Genomic DNA, 22,589 nt, shown 5'->3' on the forward strand with positions numbered 1-22,589 from the left:
GGATTATATATGAAATTCTTGACAATATATGTCGTTTTATCTTTTATTTATAACTTGAGTTTCATATTTAAATATAAGATTTTTTACTTCTTTATTTATATCTTGAAAAGATTTGACAGAGTTTGCATGTGCTAGATCATTTCTTTTATTGTTTATTTCTTGTAGCAATGTTTTTATATTTAAATTTTTATGTGTATTCTGAAGTAATTTATATTCATTTTGATTTATTATATATCTATTAACTTGTTTATTATCTTCATAGTTTTTATATAAATTCTTTAATAAATTTCCCAAATGATATATATAACTATCTTTTTTTGTTTTTTTAAAATCCTCTTCTAGTTTTTTATAAATATCTCTATTTTTTGTTTGAATATCATAAATAATATATAAAACTGTACTTTCATATAAAAGAGATAGACTTAGAAGAATATAGTTTTTTTCAAATAGATCTTTTGATAAATTATAATAGAACTCATACATTTTATTTTCATCAAATTTCATAAGCCTTTCTATAACTTTTTTTAGTTTTTTAGATTGAGTTTTAATTGAAATATCTTCTATTTTGTCCAACTCATCTATTAGTTTTTTTGAAGTTTTAAAAAGATTTCCAACATTTAATGCCATTAAATCATTTGAAAAGTCATTTAACTCTTTTAAAAGCTTTTCATAATCTTTTGATTTTATATGACTTGCAACGGTGTAGTTTTTTTCAAATGTTGTAAGTACAAAAGAGATATTTGCTAGGTCTAGATATTTTTTCAAATCTATTATCTCATACTCTTTAAACTTTTTTATCTCTTTTGCAAAAAGTATTTTAGATATTTTAGAGGTATCTTGGAAATTTTGGATTATTAAATCTACAATCATCAAAATAGGTAAGTGTCTAAAACCGTGTGAAACATCTACTATTACCTCATCATAAAAGCTTATAGATTCATTAATGATTTTAAAAACATCTTCAAAATTCTTATCATCTTCTATAAAGCAAGATTCTTTAAAATTATTAAAAGACAAAGCCTCTTTTTTTAAAACTTTAATATTTTCTTCTTTTGCCTCTTTTGTAAAAATGGGAACTATATCAAAGTTTTTTGAATACTCTTTTATAAGAAGAGGGAAAGTACTAAAATCCTCTTTTATTAGTTCTTTTCTATCCTCATAATAGTAATTTGCTTTTTCATGTCGGTCATCTCCACCAATTAATCCTAAAATAGTAATAACAGCTTTTGTTTTTTCTATCTTATTTTGTGAATTTAATTTTTTAACAATTTTTAATCCCATTTTTACCCTTTAGTCTCTATATACTATTTTTTAATTTTTCTTCTAATTCTTTACCTAAAAATCTTCCTATTTGTGCATCTTTGAAGAAGTTTTTTTGCTCTTTCCCTAAAGTTGAATAAAGTTCTTTAACAATCTCTACAATCTCATTTTTTTGATTATCATCTATGTTTTTAAGTTTCTCTAAAATAGTCTTTACTCTTTTTCCATCTTTTGCTTTTTTCAAATCATCTAAGCTTATATTTGAACTTGATGATTTTGAAGATTTTGAAAAGTTTTCAAGCTCTTTTTGTACTATTGCAATATCTTTAAAATATGGATAATTTGAGATAAAGTCTTCTAAGGCTTTTTGCATAAACTTACTTTCAAGTTTTTTTATAGAAAGCCATTTTTCATTGGCTTCTTTTTGCCTTTTTTCTTCTTTTTCTTGCTTCTCTTTATCTTCTAGTTTAGATATTGCTTGATCTATCTTGCCTATTTTTTCTAGTTCGTTTGGATATTTCTCTATAAATTTTTTTAGTGTATCAATATTTGTTGAAGATATTACAATATTCCAATCTTTTTCAAGTTGTGCTTTTTGTTTCTCAGTCTCTTTTATTTGCTCTATTTTTAATCTATCTTCTTCAAAAATTTTGTTTACAAGCTCTTTATCTTCACTTTTTAGTTTTGTTTCTAAAGTTTTTATTTTAATACCATCTAGCTTACTATATTGCTTCAAACTTTCTATAGCATTTTTAACTTTTGCAAAATTTTCAAGTTCCATATGCTCTAATTTTGAATTTCCTTTATTATCCTGTTCACTTGCCATTGTTAAAAGTTCTTTTATCTCATCTTTTTCAGACCAATTTTCTATTTGACTTGAGATATTTAATTCAAACTCTCTTAAATATTCATCTATGTTTTCAAAATTATCTAAGTCCAAAGATATTTTCCCATATCCTAAAGATTTTGCCATACCGATATTGTGATAACAATCTTTTGAATTATGAAAAGTTAATGCCGATAAAATAGCTCCTAACTCTAATTTTTTAATATTATGATATTTTAATTTACCCTTAAAAACAACTCCTCTATCAAGGGGTTTAAAATTAGTTCCTATATTTTCATTTCCAGTATCTTTTGTTGATTTAACTCCATTTTTATGAATTGGATATCTTTTTCTTCCTGATATTTTAAAATCTCCATCCATATAAGTTGAATATTTGTCATCTCTATTTTGTCTTATATAGTTTGGATAGTATGAAGCTCTTGGAGTCCCTAAAACTTCAGTTCTATTATTAAGCTCTTTTATGTTTTCAACTGCTTTAAAATGACTAAAAATAACTCTACCTTTTAAAGCAAGATTTTTTCTTTTATTTATATAACCAAAGATAGCTTGAGTCAAATCTAAATTATCTTCATAATGGATATTTTCTATACCATCTTTTACACTAAAATTATAAAAGAGTTTATATAAATATGATAAACCAAAGTGTTCAACTCTTTTTTGTTCATTTATTTGAAAAAATACTGGTACTTTTTCTCCATTTTCTAATTTTTCTTTCCAGTATGTCCAATCTGGAGACTCTTTTGGTTCTGTTTTTCTTTTATCAAAATAAGCAAATTTGAATTTTTCCATAAGTTTTTTTGAAACTTCAAGCTCTCCTTTAGGTGCAAAAAACAGAAATTCAAAGCCTTTTCCATCACCCATTTTTCCTGTATTTTCTCTTGGTGTTGGTTGTCCTGTTAAAACTAAAGTGGCTTTATTTTTACCATTTTTATCATATTTATAAAACTCCCTTTTATCGTATTTTTTATTTGTTTCAGAAAAATATTTTTCCGATAGAGTTATCTCATGGAATTTATCTCCAACTAATTTATACTTATACTTAGCTGTTTTTTGATTTCCATCATTAGCTTTGAATATATTATCTGATTTTGAAAAATATTTTGAAAATTCAACTTTTAAAGCATAATCTATTTGATTATGATGAATTCTTCCAGGAACTCCACAATCTTCTATGATATATCCACTATCTACTTTTTTTAACCAACCACAATATGTTGTATTGTTTTGCTGACTCATCTCTGTCATATAAAAATTATTAGATTTTGATAAATCCCTTACAGCATATGTATTATCATCAAATACTTCTTCTCTTAGTTTAGAAAAACTCATAATCTCTAAAACATTTCTTACCATTCCTTTTATAGATGAACTAGGAATATAGTATTGTCCATTGTGATTACAAAACTGCTCTTCATCTTTACTATCTTTTATAAATATAGGACTTTTTGCAGTAATAGTTATATCTATCTCTCCGCTTTCACCATCTTTAAATGGTGCATCATGGCTTACAAGATCTGCCCAATATGGAGTATAAACTTCTTTGTTTAATGGTACAAAGTTATATGGTGCTGTTATCATTTGTTTTCTCCTTTTTCAAATCCAGAGAAGAGCTGAATTGTTGGTTTTAATACTTTCAAACCTTCACAAAGTTCATCTTCCTCTTCTTCCCATATTTGTGCTATATTTGCTTTTAGATTAATCTTTTCTTCATTTGATTTTGCTACAAAACTCTCATAAGTGATATTTTCATAACTTGAGATTTTTTCATCTATTACTACAAAGCTTCCATCTATTTGCCTAATCATTATACTTCTATCTCCATCGAATAAACAAGCTTCTAATATAAAGTTTTTACCACTATGCAAACTATCCCAAGATGGTAAAGTTTGTTTTGTAGAAAAAATATCATCTAGTTTTTTATCTGACATTTGAATATATCCTACAAACTCATCTTTTAGTTCTTCATAAAACTTTTGTAACTCTTCTAATGTTTTCATATTTCTACTCCATTTTTTAAGACTTTCCCACTAAAAACACCATGCCCTTTTGTAGTGGCTCCACCTAGACTTAACATACCTGTTGTAATATCTTTTAAAGCTTTTTCAAAAGCTTCTATGCTTATTTTGTCTTCTACTTTATTGTTTAGTAAAATTTCTAAAATAAACTCTTCTTTACTAGCTACTGTTTTTTCTTGAAACAGTGCACTATCTATTGCACCACCTGTAAATCTATCAATACTTACATGCTCAAAAACTTTATTGTCTCTTTCCTTAGTTTGATTTAAATAAATATCTGAAATAAGTATATTTCCTTTGAAGCCATCTATTTCTTTATCTTTTTTTGCTCCAAAAATAGCTTCTACTATTTCTACTGGTTTTTTAGTCTCATCTTCATTTTCTATAAAAAAATCGTTTGATAAATTATAGTGATATGTTGTTCTATGTGAAATTGCACCTTTTACACTACTAGCTGGGATTAAAACTCTATTTTCGCTAAGTTTTTCGTTTTTATAATCAACAACTTTTTCAAAAACAGGAGTCATATCAGCTTCATCATCTCCAAATCCACTTCCAAACATAAAGAAATCATCAGGAATTAAGCTTAGTTGATATTTTGTATAGTTCTTATCTTCATACTCTTCTATCTTTAGCTCTTTTTCTAATTTTTCATTTAAACTACTTGAAAAGTTGATATACTTGTCACTATTTATTTCAAATTCATCCCAAAAAATGGATTTAATCTCTATTTGTCCAAAACCTTTTGTACTTCCAGAACCTATTCTAAAACTATTTTTATATAGCTCTTTTAAAATATTTTTAAAATTCTCTTCGTCTTTATCATCTTCTTTTATCATCTCAATAGAAAATTTAAATCTACTACCTTTATAAACTACCTCTTCATCAAATTTATGATTTTTCTTTGTAACACCTTTATCATTCATAGCATTATGTTCACGAATTGGTAAAACAATAAAATTTTGTAAAAACTCTGATTTTTGTGATTCTAAAAGTAAAGTTTCATTTACTTCAAGCTTTTCATTCAAAAGTAGTGCATTTGAAATAATTATTTTTGAACCCAAATCTCCTGTTCCAAAAAACTTATTTGCCAAAACTTCATCAAACTCTTTTCTTAAAACTCCAGCCAAAGAAGTTCCTAAAATCATAGGTAAGCCATTCCAATCTTTTTGTATAGGACTATCTAAAGTATAGCTATTTCCATTTGAACCGATTTTTAAAGCTGTTTTTGCTTCTATTACTATATGTGCTATAAATCTATTTTTCATCTTTTGTTCCTTTTGATTTTGGCATTAACATTGATAATATTTTTATAAACTCAATACTCTCTTTATCTAAAGTTTCAAAAAATAGCTTTTCTACACTCTCCCACTGTTTTTTTGAAGTTCCCTTTGTAATAAACTCTTTAATCTTATCTTTATAGCTATTACTATTTTGATGAAACTGAACTATCATTCTTATTTGTCCCCATTGAGAGTTTGAAATTTTTTCAAACTTTTTCAAATTTTCATCTATAAAATTTTGAACTTTTTCTCCAACACTTAAGTTTGATTTTTTTTCTATTTGTCTCTCTTTTAGAAAACTTAGTAAAGTTTCATCTTCTTTATCTTCATATTTTTTAATGTTTTCATATATAAAATCTTTTTTTACTAAACTAAATTCATTTTCATTTAAGACAAATTTTGGATTTATTAAAATATCCCCATATCCTTCATTTAGATATAATCCAACTCCATTTTTTATAGTTTTTATATCATCTTTTGAAAAGCTTTTTATAGCTATTACACTTCCTTTTTCTAAAATTAGTCTTGTGTAATCAAAGCTTTCTCTTTTTTTATTAAAGTAGTTTACTCTTGAAGTTCTTATTTGAGTTTTTTCCCAATCTATCTCTCCAGAGCTTAGTCCTAAATTTTCTATAGTAGGATTAAATGTTGGCATATTATTTTTATTTAAAAGTGCCATTGATGAGTTAAGATATAAATATGTAATCTCTTTTATGTTTAAATCTTCTATGTTTTCATCTTTTCTATCTATCTTTTCTATTAAAACTTTTCCATATTGTGCTGTTTTTGATTTACCTAGATATTTTTCACCTAAGATAAAGTTTATGATTTTATCTTCAATATCTTTTGTAACATCATCTTCAAATTTTATAGAAAATTTCCAAACTGCACCCTCTTTTATAGCTCTGTGTCCAAACATAGTAGTGTCTTGTGATTTTCTATTTTTACTATCATATGCTGATTTTTGCGAATAGTTATAATCTATGTGGAAATAGTCTAATTCTTTTGTAATATATCCTGTTCTTAGCTGTTTATATTGCTTGTCTAGTACATCTTGTTTTTCATAATCTATAAAATGGTTGTTTTTTATCTCTTTTTTTTCAAAGTCTAGTTTTGGAGCAAAAAAACAAAAAGGAACTTTGTACGTAATTTGATTATCAAATAGTGGAATAGCTTCCATGAATCTGACTTTTTTGCTATGAAAAACATCTATTGGATTTTCAAAACTATCATAGTTTTTTGCCAAAATTCCCAAAATTGAAGAGCCTGTTATATAATCTAAACTATCTATTTTACCTTCACTATTTGAACTTTTATTTAAGACTATATCTGTTAAAAAAGTGAGTTTAAAGTTTTGTTCTCTCATTTTACATCTCCTAAAATTTCAATTTTACATCTTCCTAATCCTCTATTTCTATTTAACCCTACTTTTTTTATCTGCTTTAGAGAATTTTTCATATCTTCTTCAAATTCACTTGGGATATTTTCTATTTTTCCATATAAAGAAATAGGTATTACAACCTCTATCTCTCTTAAACTACCATCTTCTGCTATACCATTTTTTCCTATTTTAGTAGAGGCTATCTCTTTATATAGCTCATTTTGAAGATTGTTTTTTACTATCTCTTCATTTGTTTTACTTTCAAGTGTTGCATTTCCAAAATAACAAACTCCAGAATTCACCCCTTCATTTCCAAAACAGATATTTACAAAAGCTTGATTACTTAATTCTTCAGCAATTTCTCTTAAAAGTCCTTTCATAGTTTTTGCAGGAACAAAAGGAAGATTATTTTTGTCTTTTACAACCATACTATCAAACTTTGCACCAGCACTAAGACCACTACTTAAATGCCAAAAATCTAAAAATGTAATCTTATATATCATCTTTATTTCCTTTTAATATTTTTTCTATTTGCAAAATATCATATATTGGAGATTTATCTACTCCATCTTTTTGTACTATTAACTTTTCTAAACTTAAACCACTATATAATTTTGATAGATTTTCACTCCTCCATTTTTTATCTTCTGCCATTTTTACAACTCTTTTTAGTTCAGATTCTGCCAATTTTTTGTCAAAACTAAGTGTACTTAGCCAATCTCTTAATTTTCCTTTTGGAGAGTTCTCTTTTTTTAACTCTTTTACTATCTCTTGTAGTATTTTAATATTTGGTTTATTCTCTATACCTTGTAAATAGTATGCTCCAAAATCCATTCTAATATCTCCAATATTTAGCTCATCTTCAATAAACTTTGAAAAGCTATCTACATTTGAACTTTGGATATTATGAAACATAAGTGAAGATGGTGGAAGTTTTGAATTAACAGCTTTTGAATCTTTTTTAGCATATGAACATAAATCTTCTGCTAATTTTATAGCATAGTGAAATGGGTATTTTGAGTTACAAAAAGTAATTCCAGCACAAGCTGTTAAATCATAATCTTTATATATTTTTTTTGTTTTATTTTCGAACTCTTCTAAAAACTTTATAGTAAAATCAAGTGCAGATGAAGCATCACAAATAACAGCTAAATCATCTCCATCTAGGATTACTTTTCTTATTTTTAAAACATCTTTTTCATTTTTTACTACACACTCTTTTGCTACATTATAAGCTTCTTTTGTAGCATTATCTAATTTTTCTGAAAATTCAACCATTTCCTTTTCATTTAACTCTTTTACAATATTCCCTAAACCATTTCCATCTATATGAATAATTGCTACTTTATTATCTTTATTTGCCAGTTTTTCTATATCATAGATATTGTTTTCTTGTTTTGCTTCTTTAGATTTCTTATACTTTTCAAAAGCTTCATCTTTTAAAAATGATGCCTGATCAAACTCTTTATTTACAAGTGGCAAGGCTGTTTTTGGATTTAGCTTTAAGATACTTAAATTTAAATCAAGAGGTATTGAAGCTTTGTTTCTTTGAATTTTTAATCTTTTTTCTAACTTGCTTGAAGACTTTTTATAGTCATTTTCAATTTTTACAACTGCTTGAGAAACTGTAATTCCATATGCATCTAGCATGATTTTTTGTGGAAGATATTTTACTATTTTTTCTAAATCTTCTTTATTTTTAATTTTTAATCTAATATTTCCTGCTGCATTTAATATTAAAGTTGGTTTATCTTTTAATCCATCAAATTCTTCTATAATCTTTTCAAAGTTTTTTACAATCTTACTCGCACCTATTATCTCTTTTAGTTTATTTGTCTTAAATATAAACTCTTGAATACCTTGAACCGACGCTCCATATAAATATTCACTCATCTATTTTACTCCTTGTATAGTTATTTTTCCTAAACCAAAAACAGTCTGTTTCCCAACTCCTATAAGTTCACCTAATTTTAAAAGTTCATAACTTCTCTCATCTAAATCAGAAATCCACATCTCTCCCATTATTCCTCCAAATTGCATTGAACTATTTTGAATATTGCTAAACCTTTTTAAATCATTAAAAAAAATATCTTTTGATTTTATTTTATATTTTGGCTTGAAAGATAATCTTTTAAACTCTTTATTTTGTAAAGCTAAACTTCTTTGATAAATAGAGTTTAAAATAGAATCCAATTCAATATTTTCATCACTTACAAATTTATTATCTTTTTTAATTCTAAGTGGAGTATCAAATCTTAATATAATCTCTTTTTTGTATTTTGAAGTTTTAAACTCTTTTTGCTTTGCTACAATTTTGTTTAATTTACCATTTCTACAAATCTCTTTTTTATTTAAAAAGATATCAAAATCATAGAATTTTTGATTGTTTCTACCTAATCCTACATTTGTAAACATCTCATGAAAAGCAGTAATACAATCAAAAATATAGTTCTCATCATCTTCAAAAAGATAAAATGAAAACTCATAAACATTAAGTCCCAAACGAATATCAAATCTATATTTGTGAGTAGTGTTTTTTTGCTCGAAAAATATATTAAATAGTTCACTATTTATATTTTTAAGTGCATAGCCAAAAGCACCACGAAGTTGTGAACCCACAAAATATGGTGGTTTATCACTACTATTTATTTTAATTGTTAGTTTTGTATAGTTCATCTTTAAACTGTTCCAACTCTTTTTCTCTTATTTCAATCACTAATTTATTTGACTTATTATTTTGAACACTTGTAAGTCTATTTAAATACTCTATTGTTCCCATAAATTCAATGTGATATTGTTTGCTCATATCTTTTCTAAAAACTCCTAGAACACCTTGAACTTCACTTCTTGTGCACTCTTTTCTTAATATTGGGATTGGCAATTTTATATCATTAAAATAGATTTCTATTTTATTCATTCTTTTTTTCAATCGATATGTATTAAAAATCATTAATAACATAGTAAAAAAAGTAAACCAAACTGTAGCATCCGTAATTAATTTAAATATATAATCAAACATTTTTTTCCTTATTTTTTAATTTTCTACTCATATTTTCTAAACATTTGATGTTTAAATATTGATTTTTTTATAAGTTTCCCTCCTTCTTCAAACTCTTGGACAACTCTACTTGTAGTTGAATACACTGGATTTAGATATAAACTTTTTGCAAAATTTACCAAAATATATGTAACTCCAAAATCACCTTGAATTAAAACCAAATCATCTTTTTTCGCATTTTCTTTTAAAAACTCTTTAATTGGTTTTATATAGTTATCTAAGTTTTCTAAATCATTTGGAACATTACTAAAAATTTCTTGTAAGTTTTGTGGAAGATTGATAAAATTATCTATATCAAAATGTTTTTCTGCATCTTTTTTTTGCTCTTCTGTAAGCTGATGCGAAAAAAATAAAAACATATTTTTCATATTGTTATTTCCCCTATAATTTTAAGCAATATTATAATAATAATTTGACAAAAGATGTCGTTTTAAAAAAATATTTTTTTGTTATTTTTGGCAATAATGATATCTATTTTATTCTTAATATTATCCCTATATTTTGAGTCTTATTTGTAATCATAAGTTAGTATATAGTTTACTTCACTATAATTTTCTAAAAAAATTTAAGGCTTATATATGTTTAGAACGAAATTTTCTCAATTTAGAACTATATCTATTGTTGAAGGAATATCTTATTTGGTACTTGTTTTTTTTGCAATGCCTATGAAATATTATTTTGATGAACCAATGACTACAAAAATATTTGGAATGATTCACGGAATATTTTTTATAATTTTTTGTATTGCTTTATATGGAGCTATGAAGAAGTATAAATGGAATTTTATTTTCTCTTTGAAGTTATTTATCTACTCTTTAATTCCATTTCTATTTATTTTAATAGAAAAAGAGATTATGAAAAAAAAAGAGAGTATCTAAATACTCCTCTTTTTTCTCTATCTTAATTGAAAACTATCGTTTACAAAAACACCTTTTTCTTTTAACTCTATTTTAAATAGATTATATTTTTTATCTTCTGTTTCAATTATTCTTATTTCATCATTTCTATTAAAATTACCATTATTTATAGCATTTTGTACAGACTCTTTATCTACTTTAATCTCAAAATATAATTTATCAAAAAGATTATTAGGAGTTGAAAAATTCATCTCTGCTAGATTTGGACTAACTAAAATATCACCATCTATTCCTAGTTCTTTAAATATATTTAAATTTTCTAAGATAAAATCTTTTGAACTAGCTTTTATATTTATATTACTTTTTGCTTCTGAAATAGCTTGTAAAAGTATTTGTCCTTTTTCAAAGAAATTATACATATCAATATTCATAGTTGCATAAGCATTTAGAAAATCTTTATACTCTTGAAATGGAAATTGATTTAAATCAATATTTAAATTAATATTATTTAGCTCTGTTTTTAGCTCTTCTTCTGCATAATAATTTACTCTATTTAAACTAAATTTATCAAATGAGATATTAGTTTTACTAGCTAAAAGGTTTTCTAAAGTTTTTGAATAAGAGTCAAGATTTAACTTATTTAATTCAAAATCAAATCTCTCTGCAAAAAAGTTTATTTTTTCTACGCTAAATTTAGATATCATCTCTTTTTTGCTATTTTCTTCATAATAAACTTTTATCTTCTCAAGTTTTAAATTCAATCCTTCTTCTGGTACATTAAACTCATATAAATCAATATTTGTACTATTTTTTGTACCATATAAACCTTTTAGAACAATTTGAAAATCTTCATTTGAAAGATCAATATCTTTAAATTTATAATTTAATTTTTCATCAATATTAAAATGAATATCTCTATTTTCTAGCATATCTACAAGAATTTGTACTTTTTGTTGATCTCTTGCATTTTCTATCTCTTCCATTAAAGAGCTTGAAAGCTTTGTTAAATATAAATTTAAATCAACTCCAGAACTTATTAAATTAACACTAAAATCATAGTCATAAACCATACCTTCAAAAATATCCATTAATGTATATTCATCAATTGACTCAACAACTCTTTGTAAATCTTCTCTTTGTTCTTCATATTCTTGAAGAGAAACAATATAATTTAAAGCTTCTTTAGAGTTAGTAATTTCTAATTTACCATCAGCTTTAACACTAAAAATAGAAAATCTTTCATTGTAGCTTATATTAAAACCACTACTTCTTATCTCTTCTATTTTTGCCTCTATTTTACTATTTACACTTTTTTTAAGTGCAAAACAACTTGCAGCTAAAATAGCTACAACAACAATCAATGATATGATTATTTTTTTATTCATTTTTCGCCTTTTTTTTAATTTAATTTGGTCTATACACTTTTATATTTGTATATCCTGCTTCATCTTTTAAGTATTGTCCATGTAACTGGCTAAGCACCCCTTTATCACAATATAAAAGATAAGTTTTTTCTTTATCTAATTTTTTAAACTCCTTTTTTAAACTATAAAATGGTATTTTTAAAACTTCACAATCAAGTTTTATAATATCATCACTTTGTCTTATATCAATTACAATATCATTTTTTAAAAGATTATTTACAACTTCCAAAGTTCCAACTTCACAAACATCATCTAAAACTTCATCAATACTTTTTAATTTCATATTTTTAACAGCTTCATCTAAAACAGAATAATCAAATGCTCTTGCTTCTTTTTCTACTCTATCAAAACTTCCAGCTGTTACTGGATTTTGAGAGATAACTCCACAATATTCAGGCATAGCTTCTGCAAACTTTTTTGTTCCAATTTTTGTTGCTATATCCATAATCTCTGGTTTACTCATAAAAGCTAATGGTCTTAAAATCAAAGTTTCACTAGCATCATCTATTAATCTTAAGTTTCTTAAAGTTTGACTTGAAACCTGTGCTACACTTTCACCTGTAATTATTGCATCTATTTTTAATTCACTTGCAACTTTTTGTGCTGCTTGTATCATCAATCTTTTTAACATAACTCCCATGTACGAAGGACTTACATCTTTAAATATCTGTTCTACAACATTTTCAAATGAAATTGTAATAAAATTTAATTTATGTGAACTAGAGAATTTATTCCATAAATACCAAGCAACTTGTTTAACTCCAATTTCGTGAGCAGTTCCACCTAAATTAAAAAATATAAAGTGTGTTTTTAATCCTCTTTTCATTGATAAGTATGAAGCCACTGTTGAATCAAATCCACCAGACATTAAAGATAGTATTTCTCCTTGTGTTCCCAAAGGAAAACCACCCATTCCATAATATTTTTTTGTAATAATATTTAATTTACTATGTTCAAGTTCCAGATTAATTGTAATATCTGCATTTCTTAAATCAACTCCATTACTTGGATTATTTGCTAAGATATACCCACCAACAGTTTGTTCAATATTTGTTGATTTAAAATCTTGAGTTCCAACTCTTTTTGCTCTTACAACAAATGTTTTATCTTTTATTAAATGCCCCATATATTTATTTACTTCAACTTTTATATAATCTAAAGTATGCATATTATCTATCTGTATTGCTTCTAAAACTTGTTCTATTCCTGAAGTGCAAAGTAGTTTTTCTCTTAAAATATCTACAAATTCTAAAGGGCAAACTAGCTCTATTTTGTCAAAAAACTTTTTTAAAACTATCTGTTTTGATATATCATCTGATATTTTTGTAAGATTTACAAAAAGCTGATTTATCATCTGTTTTTTTGCTCTATCCCCTTTTATCATAATCTCTGTAAAAAATTTTATTATAAATTTTTGTGTTTTTATACTCTTTTCATCCATATTTCTTATCCACTATTTTTTTTAAGTTTCGATTATAACATTTTTTGAGATAATATGGGTTTTACATTAAAAATTTAAGGTTAAAAATGGATATAGATAGTATTGATTCACTGCAAGAACTTGCAAAAGAGTTAAAAGATGAAAAAAACAAAAATGTTTACCAAATCTTTGATGATTATGCATTAAAACATAAACTTGATAGTGAGGTGCTAGAACAAAAACTTTCAAAAGAGCATGATTGTTTTAGATGTGATAGCTGTGAAAGGTTTTTTACTTATGAAGAGTATTCATTCTTTGATGAAGAGTGTATTTACTGCTTTGATAGTGATGATGAAGATGAGGAGTTTTAATCCTAATCTTCATCAAATAATGATTCTAATTCATCTTTAATAATTAGGGAATCAATTGCTCTTGATTTTACATTTAAATATATAGATTCTCCAAAACAACTAACTTCTACCCCATTTTGTGTTTTTTCAAAAATCACTTCACCAGCACCTTGTATTATATAATCTCTAAACAATCTTTGTGCAACTCTTTTATATGTAAATTTTTTAGGAAAAATTATAAATTTTGATGAAGTTATAATATATTTTGACTCTTGCATAAAACTATCAAGCAAAGCCTCTCTTTTTAACTCATTTGTTTTTCCTTGTATTAAATCACACTTCAAATCTTCGTGTAAAAGACAAATTTTATTTCCATTTATTTTAATAAAACCAAACTCATTTGGTTTTACTCTATCTTTATAAAATCTTTTAAAAAGCTCAATATGATCAAAAGAGTTTGAGAAAACTACTAAACTTTTATTAGTTCTTGCAAATTTCGCAAAATTGGTAACCATTAAAATTCCTTATAAAATAATAAAACAAATAGCTGCAATTATTGTTGGAATAAGTGCACCTAAAAATAGATATCTTGGATCTATTGAACCATCTTGAAAATGACTTTTTAAAATAGCTGCACCTGCTGGATTTGGTGCATTTGCAATAACTGTAAGTCCACCACCTGCAACTGCTCCTGCAACTATATAATATTTGAAATCATCACTTAAGCCTTCTACGATTGAAGCAAGATAAGTAATAGCTGCATTATCTGTAAATGCTCCTAAAGTAATAGCTCCAACAAATGCTTCTGCATTACTCATATTTGAAATTATATCTTTTAGCCACCACTCTTGTTGTCCACCTAAAATTACAAGTCCTCCAAGGAAAAATGCAACTAAAAGCCCTTCTCTTAACATTAATCTATCTTGATACTCTTGGTAAGCATAAGTAACTCCTAAAAATAGAAGAAATATACTTAAGAAAAACGCTGGATAATGTCCAAAATAGATTACTAAAAAAAGAAATACAAAGTGTGTAATTACAATTGCTTTTGGTATTTTCTCTTTTTCACTAACGGTTGTTCTTATATTTATATTTGATAACTCTTTATAAAATACAATTATTATTAAACTTGTATTTATAACTATTGCAATCATAGCTTTCCATCCAAAAGTTGTAAGCATAAAAGTACTACTCCAATCCCAAGTACCAGCAACCATCAAAATTGGAGGAGCAGCAAAATTTGTCAAAGTTCCACCAACAGATATATTTATAAATAAAGCACCTAATGTTAAATATTTTAGTTTATTTGATATTCCTTGTGAAAAAAGTTTATCACTTAAAATAAGTGCAGCAAGAGTCATTGCAGCTGGTTCTGTGATTAGTGAACCCAAAAGTGGAACAACACACATAACAACAAAGTAAAACCCAGTTGCTCCTTTTCTTGGTAACATATTTGAAAGTTTTTTTACAAGCCAAACAACTGAATGTAAAATTGGTCTTGTTGCTGCAATTACCATAATTACAAAAACAAACATTGTTTCTACATAGTTTCTACTATTTACATAATCCATAGTTTTTGTTTTTCCCATAAAAGCAAACATAAAAATAACTAAAATCATGGCCCAAATTCCAAAAACCACTTCAATCTCTCCTAAAAGATGAAATAGTCCTGAATGCCTTTCACTTCTATGTGCTAAATGTTCAAAATATTTAACTGAAAATATATGTATTATTGCTAATGCAAATATTATAGCAGCAATAATTTGCAGTGTTGTTGGTTGCATTCTCTTTCCTAACTCTTAAATTTGTCCGATTTTATTTAAAATTTATTAATAGTTTTTTAACCAATTAATTATTTTATAAAATCTTTACCTCTATTGGCAGTTTTTCTTTTAATATATCAAACTCTTCTTTTGTAAGCTCTATTTTTACTTTTACACTCATAAGAAACTCTTGAGAAACGATATTTATCTTTGCTTCTTTTAATATATATTCAAGTTGTGATAAAAAACTATACTCACACTCTAATATTTTATTTATTAATTTTTTATAAAGCTCAAACTCTGATACTTTTATAACTTCATTTACACTATTGCTATAAGCTCTTACAAGTCCACCAGTTCCTAGTTTTATTCCACCAAAATATCTTACAATAATAGCTGCACTATTTATAATATTTGCTCCAGCTAAAACAGCCAAAGATGGTCTTCCACTTGTTCCTCTTGGTTCTCCATCATCACTACAATTTTCTACAATTTGATCAAATTCATTTAAAAATCTATAAGCATATACATGATGAACAGCTTTTGGGTGTTCAGCTTTTAATCTTTGCATTGTTTTGTCAAAATCTTTATATGGTACTAAAAAAGCTAAAAATTTTGATTTTTTTTCATCTAGTGTTGCTGTAAACTCTTTTTGAACAAATTTCAATTATAATTCTCCTTATGAGATTAGATTTATACCTTACAAAACATTTTAATATTCAAAGTAGAAATAAAGCACTTGAACTAATAAAGTCAAATAAAGTAAAAATTGATGACAAAATTGTATCAAAAGCTTCATTTCTAGTTGATGAAAGTATGAAAATTGAACTTTTAGAAGAAGATTTTTATGTAAGTAGAGCTGCTTATAAACTAAAATATTTTTTAGAAGATTTAAAAGATGATAAATTTGATTTAAAAGATAAAGTAGCTTTAGATATAGGAAGTAGCACAGGTGGATTTACACAAATTTTATTAGAAAATAATATAAAAAAGGTTTTTTGTGTAGATGTTGGAAGTAATCAACTTCACGAAAGAGTGAAAAAAAGTGAAAAAATAGAATTTTTTGAAAATTGTGACATTAGAGATTTTAAAAGTGAAATATATTTTGATATTGTGACTTGTGATGTCTCTTTTATATCAATTTTAAATATAATTGATGCTATAAATAGCCTAAAATTTCAAAAAATAATAATTCTTTTTAAACCACAATTTGAAGTTGGAACAGGTGTTAAAAGAGATAAAAAAGGTGTTGTAAAAGATGAAAAAGCCAAAAAACTTGCAAGAGATAGATTTTTGGCAAAAACTTTAGAACTAAATTGGATATTAGAGAAAAACAGTATTAGCAAACTTGAAGGAAAAGATGGAAACAGTGAAGAGTTTTTCTACTTTTGTAGAAAATAAAATTGATAAAAATAGTATAAAATCAATAGCTATTGGTGGTTTTGATGGAATGCATTTAGCTCATCAAAAACTTTTTTCAAATTTAGATGAAAATGGAGCAATAATTTGTATTGAAACAGGTCATGCATCTTTAACTCCAAAATTTTATAGACAAGAGTATTCAAAATATCCAATATTTTTTTATGATTTAGATAAAATAAAAGGCTTAGATGGAGTTGAGTTTATAAATCTTCTTAAGTTTGAATTTCCTAATTTAGAAAAAATTGTTGTAGGTTTTGATTTTGCTTTTGGTAAAGATAGATCTTGCAACACTAATGATTTAAAAAATCATTTTAAAGGCAATGTTGTTATTATTGATGAAGTTTGTTTAGATGATTCTGCTATTCATTCAAGATATATTCGAGAGTTTTTATTAAGTGGCAATATAAAATTGGCAAACAAATTTCTTGGAAAAAATTATAAAATATATGGAAAGCATATAAAAGGTCAGGGTTTAGGTAAAAAAGAGTTCGTAGCAACTATAAATCTTGAAGTAATTGATTTTTTACTTCCTAAAAGTGGAGTTTATATCACAAAAACAAGTTTTGATAATAAAACTTATCCATCTGTGAGTTTTTTAGGACATAGAAATAGTACAGATAATGTTTTTGCTATAGAAACTCATATTTTGGATGAAGATATAGAAGTAATTGTTGAAAATGTAGCAATAGAATTTATAGAAAAGATAAGAGATAATAAAAAATTTAACTCTTTTTTAGAGTTAAAAGATGAAATAATTTGTGATGTAAACTTTGCAAAAAAATATTTTTATGAAAAGTTGGATAAAATAAAGAATGACTGATAAAGTATTTAATAAAAAAATAAAAAAACAATTTGAGTTTGATGAAGAAGTTGCAAGTGTTTTTGATGATATGTTAGAAAGATCAATCCCTTATTACAAAGAGATGCAAAGGCTAAGTATTGCTTTGGCTAATAATTTTCTAAAAGATGATGCAAAGATTGTGGATTTAGGTTGTTCAACTGCTTCAACTTTAATAGAACTTGCAAAATCTAGTAAAGAGATAAATAATCTAAATCTTTTTGGAGTTGATAGTTCTGAAGCTATGCTTGATTTTGCTTCAAAAAAAGCAAATGCATATGGAGTTGAAATAAATTTTATTTGTGATGATATTTTTAATGTAGATTTTTCAAACTCAAATGTAATTTTTGCAAATTATACTTTGCAGTTTATAAGACCACTTTTAAGAGAAAAACTTATATCAAAGATTTTTGATAGTTTAGAAAAAGGTGGAGTTTTTATATTTTGTGAAAAAATTTTAGCAGAATCAAATTTGCTAAATAAACAACTAATAGATGAGTATTATAATTATAAAAAAAACCAAGGTTATAGTGAGTTTGAGATATCTCAAAAAAGAGAAGCTTTGGAAAATGTTTTAATTCCATATACTCAAAAAGAGAATGAAAAAATGATAAAAGAAGCTGGTTTTTCTCATTGTGAAATGGTTTTCAAATGGGTAAACTTTGCTTTGTTTATAGCTATTAAATAAAGGATTAAATTATGTTAGAAATTGGAAAAGTAGCACCAGATTTTTGTGCTTTTAATCAAGATGACACAGAAATATGTTTAAGAGACATAAAAGGAAATTGGATAGTTTTATACTTTTATCCAAAAGATATGACACCAGGTTGTACAACACAAGCTTGTGATTTTTCATCAAATTTATATCTATTTGATTCATTAAAAGCAAGTATAATTGGAGTAAGTGCTGATAGTAGCGAAAGACATAGAAAATTTATAGAGAAATATGATTTATCTATATCTTTACTAGCAGATGAAGATAAAAAAATGTGTCAAGATTATGGTGTTTGGCAACTTAAGAAATTTATGGGAAAAGAATTTATGGGAATAGTTAGAACTACTTTTATAATTAACCCAAAAGGTGAAATTGCTCATATCTGGGATAAAGTAAGTGTAAGAAAAAAAGTTAAAAAAGATGGAAAGCAAATAGAAATTTTGCATGTAGATGAAGTAAAAAATAAACTAGAAGAGTTGCAAAGTGTTTATAAATAGATTTAAATTTTTAGCAATATTTTGCTTTTTTGTACCATTTTTTACTTTTGCAAATAGTAATTTTGAAACTATAAATGTAGATATTACAAATATTGAAAAAAATAGAAGTAAAATTGATATTGCAAACCTTAAAATTGGTCAAACAGGTATAGTAATTCATACATATGATGATAAATTTAGCACAATTGTATCAAATGTAAAAGTTATCAGCTCTGATGATTTTGGAAGTGTTGTAGAGTTTTTTGCCTTTGATGATTTAAAGCAAGATGCAATTGCTACAACAAAGAGAAAAGTTGAAATAAATGATAAATTAATTTTAAATTATCTTTATCAAAACTCTCTTTTGATTGCTCCAAATTTTGAAAGTTTTGATGATATTTCAAAAAAATTTCCTAATTTCAACTTTATTCATCCTGATATTCTAGGTGCAAAACTTAAATTCACGAACTCTTTATATCCTACAAAAAAAGAGATTCAAGATTTTACAATTGAACAAAATTTAGGTACTATTTTTATTGTAGTTTTGGATAATCTTTATATTTTAGATAGCAAAACTTTTTCAATTTTAGATAAATTTGATTATTTACAAAAAGATGATTTAGAAAAGAAATTACCTTTTTTTACAAGAGTTGAAGAGATAAAAGATAGTTTTATAAGCTTCTCTTCTTGGTTTAAGAAAAAAGATGATTATGATTCACACTATATTAAAATTTTAGGAATAAAAAAATGATAGAAAAAAAACATTTAGATTATATTGCTTCTATTGTTACAGATGAAAATATTAAAACAGATAAAGCTCATCTAATAGCTTTTTGTTATGACGCTACAAGAAGTAGATTTGAGCCAGATGCTATTGTTTTTCCAAGAAATGAAGAAGATATAAGCAAGATTTTAAAATACTGTAATGAACACAAAATTGTAATAGTTCCAAGAGGAGCTGGAAGTGGATTTACAGGTGGTGCACTACCTTCAAATGGTGGAATAATATTAAGCTTAGAAAGACATATGAATAAACTACTTGAAATTGATATGCAAAATATGGTTGGAGTTGTTCAACCTGGACTTATAAATATGCAGTTTCAAAAAGCAGTAGAAGAAGTTGGATTATTTTATCCTCCAGATCCAGCAAGTGAAGAGTATTCAACTCTTGGTGGAAATGTAAGTGAAAATGCTGGTGGAATGAGAGCTGCTAAATATGGTATTACAAAAGATTATGTTGTTGCATTAAGAGCTGTTTTACCAAATGGAGATATTATTGTTGCTGGTAAAAAAACAATAAAAGATGTTGCTGGATACAATGTTGCTGGAATTTTAATAGCAAGTGAAGGTACATTAGCTGTAATTACAGAAATTACATTAAAATTAATTCCTAAACCAAAATACAAAAAAACATATATGGGTGTTTTCCCAAATGTAAATACAGCAATGACAGCAGTTTTTAAATCACTTGCAAGTGGTGCAAATCCTGTGGCTATGGAGTTTTTAGATGCTCTTGTAATAAAAGCTTTAAAACAAAAATTTCCTCAAGTAAACTTACCTGAAAATGCTGGTGGAATATTAATTGGTGATGTAGATGCTTCAAGCCAAGCTGAAATAGAAGATCAATTAAATATTTTAAAAGAGTCATTTAAACAGAATGGTTCAATAGATTTTATTGTTGCAAAAGATGAAGAAGAAGGTAAAAAACTATGGTTTGCTAGAAGAAATGCAAGTCCAGCAACTATGGTTTATGGAACAAAAAAACTAAATGAAGATATTAGTGTTCCAAGAAGTAAGTTGCCAGAAGCACTAGACGAAATTTATAAAATTGGAGATAAATATGGTTTCCAAGTTCCTTGTTTTGGACATGCTGGAGATGGAAATATTCACGTAAATGTCATGGTAAAAGATAAAACAAACGAAAAAGAGATGGCTGATGGACACAAAGCTATTGAAGAAATTTTTCAATTAGTTGTTGATATGGGAGGAACTTTAAGTGGAGAACACGGAATTGGATTATCAAAAGCTCCTTTTATGAATATTGCTTTTACAGATGCTGAGATGAATCTATTTAGAAGTATTAAAAAGGCCTTTGACCCAAATAATATTTTAAATCCATTTAAAATGGGTCTTTAATATTGATATATAGTAAAAAAACATTTATAAAAAAGATTATTGCAGGAGTTAATTCATTTTTTAATGATGACACAACATATTTTGCAGCTAGTCTTAGTTTTTTTACTATCTTCTCTATTTTACCTATCATTGCTCTTGCTATTGCTATAGTTTCAAATATCCCTGAATTCAACTCATATATTGATACATTTACAAACTTTTTATTAAATTTTTTAAATCCAACTCACTCTGCTGAGATTGTTGAAACTCTAAAAAAATATATTTCAAATTCAGGAGAACTTGGAACTATTGGGATTTTATATATGCTTTTTGTATATATAATGTTTTTCAAAGATTATGACTATATTGTAAATAAAATACATAAAACAAAAAGAAGAGCTATTTATAAATCATTTTTTATATACTCAATCTTTTTTATAGTTTTTCCAACTGTTTTTATGTTTTTTAATATTTTTATATCATTAAATGATGGAAATGAGTTTAAAAAACTTATTCTATTTTTATTTACTTGGCTTATGTTTTTCTCTCTTTTCAAACTTAGTGTAAATAAAAAGATATCTTTAAAGGCATCTGCTATTTCATCTTTTATAACTCTAGCAACTCTTTCAATAACGAAAAATCTATTTGTATATTATGTAATTTATAATAAAACTTATACAACTATCTATGGCTCTTTAGCAACCTTGCTTTTTACATTTTTTTGGATTTATATATCTTGGATTATATATTTATATGGAATTAAAATGTGTCATAGAATAAATACTTTTTATTAATCTAAAAGATTATAAAGTTTATCCCTCAAAGGCAATAAAATATCTTTATATGACTTCTTATCTTGATTTGAAATAACTTGATTGCAATTTACACAAAGTAATGCCAAGTTTTCAACATTATACCCACCACCAAGCTCTATATCTTTTATAAATGTTGTGTAAGCTTGATTTAGTTTTTCAATACTATTTCCACATCTATTACAAATCTGTTTATCTCTTAGAAATATAATCTCTTTTCTTCTTAAAAAATCAATAGGTTTTTTTTGGCTTGGTAAAGAGTTTACTGCATAATCACTCCATAATATCTCTTTTTTTACCTCTTTTTGAGTAGTTTTTATATATTCAAAATTTACAAACTGCTTTATTGATTCTTCTATTATTATTGATTTCATAAGTTTAATATCTTCTGTTTTATCAATATCCTTACATGCTGAACAATCAAACTTCATATAAGGATGCTCTCTTTTTAAATGAACATCAACAAGACCAATAAATGCACCTAAATTTTTTAAAGATTTTTCATCTAATTTATCTTTATTACTAAAAAGTTCTTTAAAAAAATTCAACATAT

Annotated in this window: 25 protein-coding genes; 9 read left to right on the plus strand and 16 right to left on the minus strand. The window is 25.6% G+C overall.

Features of this window, described 5'->3' with window-relative positions; all coding sequences use genetic code 11:
* Positions 1 to 36 precede the first annotated feature (36 nt).
* The 10 genes from ATH_RS05780 to csx20 are packed head-to-tail and all read right to left on the minus strand — an operon-like array spanning position 37 to position 10,212.
* Positions 37 to 1,281 carry a TM1812 family CRISPR-associated protein gene (locus ATH_RS05780; RefSeq protein ID WP_066177135.1) on the minus strand — a complete coding sequence of 415 codons (1,245 nt, stop codon included), beginning with the start codon at positions 1,279 to 1,281 and terminating at the stop codon, positions 37 to 39.
* Between the two features lie 16 nt (positions 1,282 to 1,297).
* Entirely contained in the window at positions 1,298 to 3,685 is a 2,388-nt protein-coding gene (locus ATH_RS05785) for a TIGR03986 family type III CRISPR-associated RAMP protein (protein ID WP_066390322.1), read from the minus strand.
* On the minus strand, positions 3,682 to 4,104 hold the full coding sequence (locus tag ATH_RS05790; RefSeq protein WP_066177140.1) for a TIGR04423 family type III CRISPR-associated protein: 423 nt from the start codon (positions 4,102 to 4,104) through the stop codon (positions 3,682 to 3,684). The genes ATH_RS05785 and ATH_RS05790 overlap by 4 nt, the downstream gene beginning before the upstream one ends.
* The gene (locus ATH_RS05795; RefSeq protein WP_066390320.1) at positions 4,101 to 5,390 is read right to left on the minus strand and encodes an RAMP superfamily CRISPR-associated protein; all 1,290 of its coding nucleotides are present in this window, start codon (positions 5,388 to 5,390) and stop codon (positions 4,101 to 4,103) included. The genes ATH_RS05790 and ATH_RS05795 overlap by 4 nt, the downstream gene beginning before the upstream one ends.
* Positions 5,380 to 6,771 (minus strand): hypothetical protein, encoded by a 1,392-nt coding sequence (locus ATH_RS05800; RefSeq protein WP_066177147.1) that lies wholly within the window; start codon positions 6,769 to 6,771, stop codon positions 5,380 to 5,382. Before ATH_RS05800 ends, ATH_RS05795 begins: the two co-directional genes overlap by 11 nt.
* Entirely contained in the window at positions 6,768 to 7,289 is a 522-nt protein-coding gene (locus tag ATH_RS05805) for an RAMP superfamily CRISPR-associated protein (protein WP_066177150.1), read from the minus strand. Before ATH_RS05805 ends, ATH_RS05800 begins: the two co-directional genes overlap by 4 nt.
* The gene (locus ATH_RS05810; RefSeq protein WP_225351851.1) at positions 7,279 to 8,679 is read right to left on the minus strand and encodes a Cas10/Cmr2 second palm domain-containing protein; all 1,401 of its coding nucleotides are present in this window, start codon (positions 8,677 to 8,679) and stop codon (positions 7,279 to 7,281) included. Before ATH_RS05810 ends, ATH_RS05805 begins: the two co-directional genes overlap by 11 nt.
* The gene (cas6, locus tag ATH_RS05815; RefSeq protein WP_083202020.1) at positions 8,680 to 9,462 is read right to left on the minus strand and encodes a CRISPR system precrRNA processing endoribonuclease RAMP protein Cas6; all 783 of its coding nucleotides are present in this window, start codon (positions 9,460 to 9,462) and stop codon (positions 8,680 to 8,682) included.
* Complete coding sequence (locus ATH_RS05820; protein WP_066390317.1) at positions 9,437 to 9,805, minus strand: hypothetical protein; 369 nt, start codon at positions 9,803 to 9,805, stop codon at positions 9,437 to 9,439. Before ATH_RS05820 ends, cas6 begins: the two co-directional genes overlap by 26 nt.
* A gap of 23 nt (positions 9,806 to 9,828) precedes the next feature.
* On the minus strand, positions 9,829 to 10,212 hold the full coding sequence (gene csx20, locus ATH_RS05825) for a CRISPR-associated protein Csx20 (RefSeq protein WP_066177156.1): 384 nt from the start codon (positions 10,210 to 10,212) through the stop codon (positions 9,829 to 9,831).
* Between the two features lie 210 nt (positions 10,213 to 10,422).
* Between csx20 and ATH_RS05830 the strand changes: the two genes are divergently transcribed.
* The gene (locus tag ATH_RS05830; RefSeq protein WP_066174380.1) at positions 10,423 to 10,722 is read left to right on the plus strand and encodes a DUF3817 domain-containing protein; all 300 of its coding nucleotides are present in this window, start codon (positions 10,423 to 10,425) and stop codon (positions 10,720 to 10,722) included.
* Between the two features lie 17 nt (positions 10,723 to 10,739).
* On the opposite strand, the gene ATH_RS05835 is transcribed toward ATH_RS05830, so the two are convergent.
* Together ATH_RS05835 and thiI are read right to left on the minus strand one after the other, a co-directional pair.
* Positions 10,740 to 12,086, minus strand: a complete 1,347-nt coding sequence (locus ATH_RS05835; RefSeq protein ID WP_066179371.1) for a hypothetical protein — start codon at positions 12,084 to 12,086, stop codon at positions 10,740 to 10,742.
* A gap of 19 nt (positions 12,087 to 12,105) precedes the next feature.
* The gene (thiI, locus tag ATH_RS05840) at positions 12,106 to 13,566 is read right to left on the minus strand and encodes a tRNA uracil 4-sulfurtransferase ThiI (RefSeq protein WP_066390316.1); all 1,461 of its coding nucleotides are present in this window, start codon (positions 13,564 to 13,566) and stop codon (positions 12,106 to 12,108) included.
* 86 nt (positions 13,567 to 13,652) lie between these two features.
* On the opposite strand from thiI, the gene ATH_RS05845 reads away from it, so the two are divergent.
* On the plus strand, positions 13,653 to 13,916 hold the full coding sequence (locus tag ATH_RS05845) for a hypothetical protein (RefSeq protein WP_066174389.1): 264 nt from the start codon (positions 13,653 to 13,655) through the stop codon (positions 13,914 to 13,916).
* Between the two features lie 2 nt (positions 13,917 to 13,918).
* Here ATH_RS05845 and ATH_RS05850 read toward each other — a convergent pair whose 3' ends face one another.
* The 3 genes from ATH_RS05850 to ATH_RS05860 all read right to left on the minus strand — a co-directional run bounded on the left by ATH_RS05850 (position 13,919) and on the right by ATH_RS05860 (position 16,325).
* Positions 13,919 to 14,410 carry a hypothetical protein gene (locus ATH_RS05850; RefSeq protein ID WP_066174390.1) on the minus strand — a complete coding sequence of 164 codons (492 nt, stop codon included), beginning with the start codon at positions 14,408 to 14,410 and terminating at the stop codon, positions 13,919 to 13,921.
* A gap of 9 nt (positions 14,411 to 14,419) precedes the next feature.
* On the minus strand, positions 14,420 to 15,679 hold the full coding sequence (locus ATH_RS05855; protein WP_066174394.1) for a putative Na+/H+ antiporter: 1,260 nt from the start codon (positions 15,677 to 15,679) through the stop codon (positions 14,420 to 14,422).
* A gap of 73 nt (positions 15,680 to 15,752) precedes the next feature.
* Positions 15,753 to 16,325 carry an IMPACT family protein gene (locus ATH_RS05860; protein ID WP_066174399.1) on the minus strand — a complete coding sequence of 191 codons (573 nt, stop codon included), beginning with the start codon at positions 16,323 to 16,325 and terminating at the stop codon, positions 15,753 to 15,755.
* Between the two features lie 14 nt (positions 16,326 to 16,339).
* Between ATH_RS05860 and tlyA the strand changes: the two genes are divergently transcribed.
* From tlyA to ATH_RS05895, 7 genes are read left to right on the plus strand one after another with little or no spacing between them, the layout of a single operon-like run.
* Positions 16,340 to 17,059 carry a 23S rRNA (cytidine-2'-O)-methyltransferase TlyA gene (tlyA, locus tag ATH_RS05865; RefSeq protein ID WP_066174404.1) on the plus strand — a complete coding sequence of 240 codons (720 nt, stop codon included), beginning with the start codon at positions 16,340 to 16,342 and terminating at the stop codon, positions 17,057 to 17,059.
* A complete protein-coding gene (locus tag ATH_RS05870; protein WP_083202019.1) occupies positions 17,019 to 17,900 on the plus strand; it encodes a bifunctional riboflavin kinase/FAD synthetase in 882 nt (293 codons plus the stop codon). The genes tlyA and ATH_RS05870 overlap by 41 nt, the downstream gene beginning before the upstream one ends.
* Positions 17,893 to 18,606 carry a carboxy-S-adenosyl-L-methionine synthase CmoA gene (gene cmoA, locus ATH_RS05875; RefSeq protein WP_066186845.1) on the plus strand — a complete coding sequence of 238 codons (714 nt, stop codon included), beginning with the start codon at positions 17,893 to 17,895 and terminating at the stop codon, positions 18,604 to 18,606. Before ATH_RS05870 ends, cmoA begins: the two co-directional genes overlap by 8 nt.
* A gap of 11 nt (positions 18,607 to 18,617) precedes the next feature.
* Positions 18,618 to 19,130 carry a thioredoxin-dependent thiol peroxidase gene (gene bcp / locus ATH_RS05880; protein WP_066184530.1) on the plus strand — a complete coding sequence of 171 codons (513 nt, stop codon included), beginning with the start codon at positions 18,618 to 18,620 and terminating at the stop codon, positions 19,128 to 19,130.
* Complete coding sequence (locus tag ATH_RS05885) at positions 19,117 to 19,860, plus strand: plasminogen-binding N-terminal domain-containing protein (RefSeq protein WP_066186842.1); 744 nt, start codon at positions 19,117 to 19,119, stop codon at positions 19,858 to 19,860. Before bcp ends, ATH_RS05885 begins: the two co-directional genes overlap by 14 nt.
* The gene (locus ATH_RS05890) at positions 19,857 to 21,245 is read left to right on the plus strand and encodes an FAD-binding oxidoreductase (protein WP_066184534.1); all 1,389 of its coding nucleotides are present in this window, start codon (positions 19,857 to 19,859) and stop codon (positions 21,243 to 21,245) included. Before ATH_RS05885 ends, ATH_RS05890 begins: the two co-directional genes overlap by 4 nt.
* Before the next feature lie 2 nt (positions 21,246 to 21,247).
* Positions 21,248 to 22,018, plus strand: coding sequence for a YihY/virulence factor BrkB family protein (locus ATH_RS05895; protein ID WP_171017461.1), 771 nt, complete (start codon positions 21,248 to 21,250; stop codon positions 22,016 to 22,018).
* Here the strand turns inward: ATH_RS05895 and ATH_RS05900 are convergent.
* A complete protein-coding gene (locus ATH_RS05900) occupies positions 22,015 to 22,587 on the minus strand; it encodes an HNH endonuclease (protein ID WP_066186835.1) in 573 nt (190 codons plus the stop codon). The genes ATH_RS05895 and ATH_RS05900 overlap by 4 nt on opposite strands.
* Between the last annotated feature and the right edge of the window lie 2 nt (positions 22,588 to 22,589).

Origin of the sequence: Aliarcobacter thereius LMG 24486 (genome assembly GCF_004214815.1) — a bacterium.
Lineage (GTDB): Bacteria > Campylobacterota > Campylobacteria > Campylobacterales > Arcobacteraceae > Aliarcobacter > Aliarcobacter thereius.

Excerpts from the sequence above, each read along its gene's own strand:
- csx20 (WP_066177156.1), bottom strand. The coding sequence starts at position 10,212 with ATGAAAAATATGTTTTTATTTTTTTCGCATCAGCTTACAGAAGAGCAA.
- ATH_RS05900 (WP_066186835.1), bottom strand. The coding sequence starts at position 22,587 with ATGTTGAATTTTTTTAAAGAACTTTTTAGTAATAAAGATAAATTAGAT.
- ATH_RS05850 (WP_066174390.1), bottom strand. The coding sequence starts at position 14,410 with ATGGTTACCAATTTTGCGAAATTTGCAAGAACTAATAAAAGTTTAGTA.
- ATH_RS05830 (WP_066174380.1), top strand. The coding sequence starts at position 10,423 with ATGTTTAGAACGAAATTTTCTCAATTTAGAACTATATCTATTGTTGAA.
- bcp (WP_066184530.1), top strand. The coding sequence starts at position 18,618 with ATGTTAGAAATTGGAAAAGTAGCACCAGATTTTTGTGCTTTTAATCAA.
- ATH_RS05845 (WP_066174389.1), top strand. The coding sequence starts at position 13,653 with ATGGATATAGATAGTATTGATTCACTGCAAGAACTTGCAAAAGAGTTA.
- ATH_RS05870 (WP_083202019.1), top strand. The coding sequence starts at position 17,019 with ATGGAAACAGTGAAGAGTTTTTCTACTTTTGTAGAAAATAAAATTGAT.
- cmoA (WP_066186845.1), top strand. The coding sequence starts at position 17,893 with ATGACTGATAAAGTATTTAATAAAAAAATAAAAAAACAATTTGAGTTT.
- ATH_RS05835 (WP_066179371.1), bottom strand. The coding sequence starts at position 12,086 with ATGAATAAAAAAATAATCATATCATTGATTGTTGTTGTAGCTATTTTA.
- ATH_RS05820 (WP_066390317.1), bottom strand. The coding sequence starts at position 9,805 with ATGTTTGATTATATATTTAAATTAATTACGGATGCTACAGTTTGGTTT.
- ATH_RS05790 (WP_066177140.1), bottom strand. The coding sequence starts at position 4,104 with ATGAAAACATTAGAAGAGTTACAAAAGTTTTATGAAGAACTAAAAGAT.
- ATH_RS05785 (WP_066390322.1), bottom strand. The coding sequence starts at position 3,685 with ATGATAACAGCACCATATAACTTTGTACCATTAAACAAAGAAGTTTAT.
- thiI (WP_066390316.1), bottom strand. The coding sequence starts at position 13,566 with ATGGATGAAAAGAGTATAAAAACACAAAAATTTATAATAAAATTTTTT.
- ATH_RS05855 (WP_066174394.1), bottom strand. The coding sequence starts at position 15,679 with ATGCAACCAACAACACTGCAAATTATTGCTGCTATAATATTTGCATTA.
- ATH_RS05780 (WP_066177135.1), bottom strand. The coding sequence starts at position 1,281 with ATGGGATTAAAAATTGTTAAAAAATTAAATTCACAAAATAAGATAGAA.
- ATH_RS05810 (WP_225351851.1), bottom strand. The coding sequence starts at position 8,679 with ATGAGTGAATATTTATATGGAGCGTCGGTTCAAGGTATTCAAGAGTTT.
- ATH_RS05805 (WP_066177150.1), bottom strand. The coding sequence starts at position 7,289 with ATGATATATAAGATTACATTTTTAGATTTTTGGCATTTAAGTAGTGGT.
- cas6 (WP_083202020.1), bottom strand. The coding sequence starts at position 9,462 with ATGAACTATACAAAACTAACAATTAAAATAAATAGTAGTGATAAACCA.
- ATH_RS05890 (WP_066184534.1), top strand. The coding sequence starts at position 19,857 with ATGATAGAAAAAAAACATTTAGATTATATTGCTTCTATTGTTACAGAT.
- ATH_RS05795 (WP_066390320.1), bottom strand. The coding sequence starts at position 5,390 with ATGAAAAATAGATTTATAGCACATATAGTAATAGAAGCAAAAACAGCT.
- tlyA (WP_066174404.1), top strand. The coding sequence starts at position 16,340 with ATGAGATTAGATTTATACCTTACAAAACATTTTAATATTCAAAGTAGA.
- ATH_RS05800 (WP_066177147.1), bottom strand. The coding sequence starts at position 6,771 with ATGAGAGAACAAAACTTTAAACTCACTTTTTTAACAGATATAGTCTTA.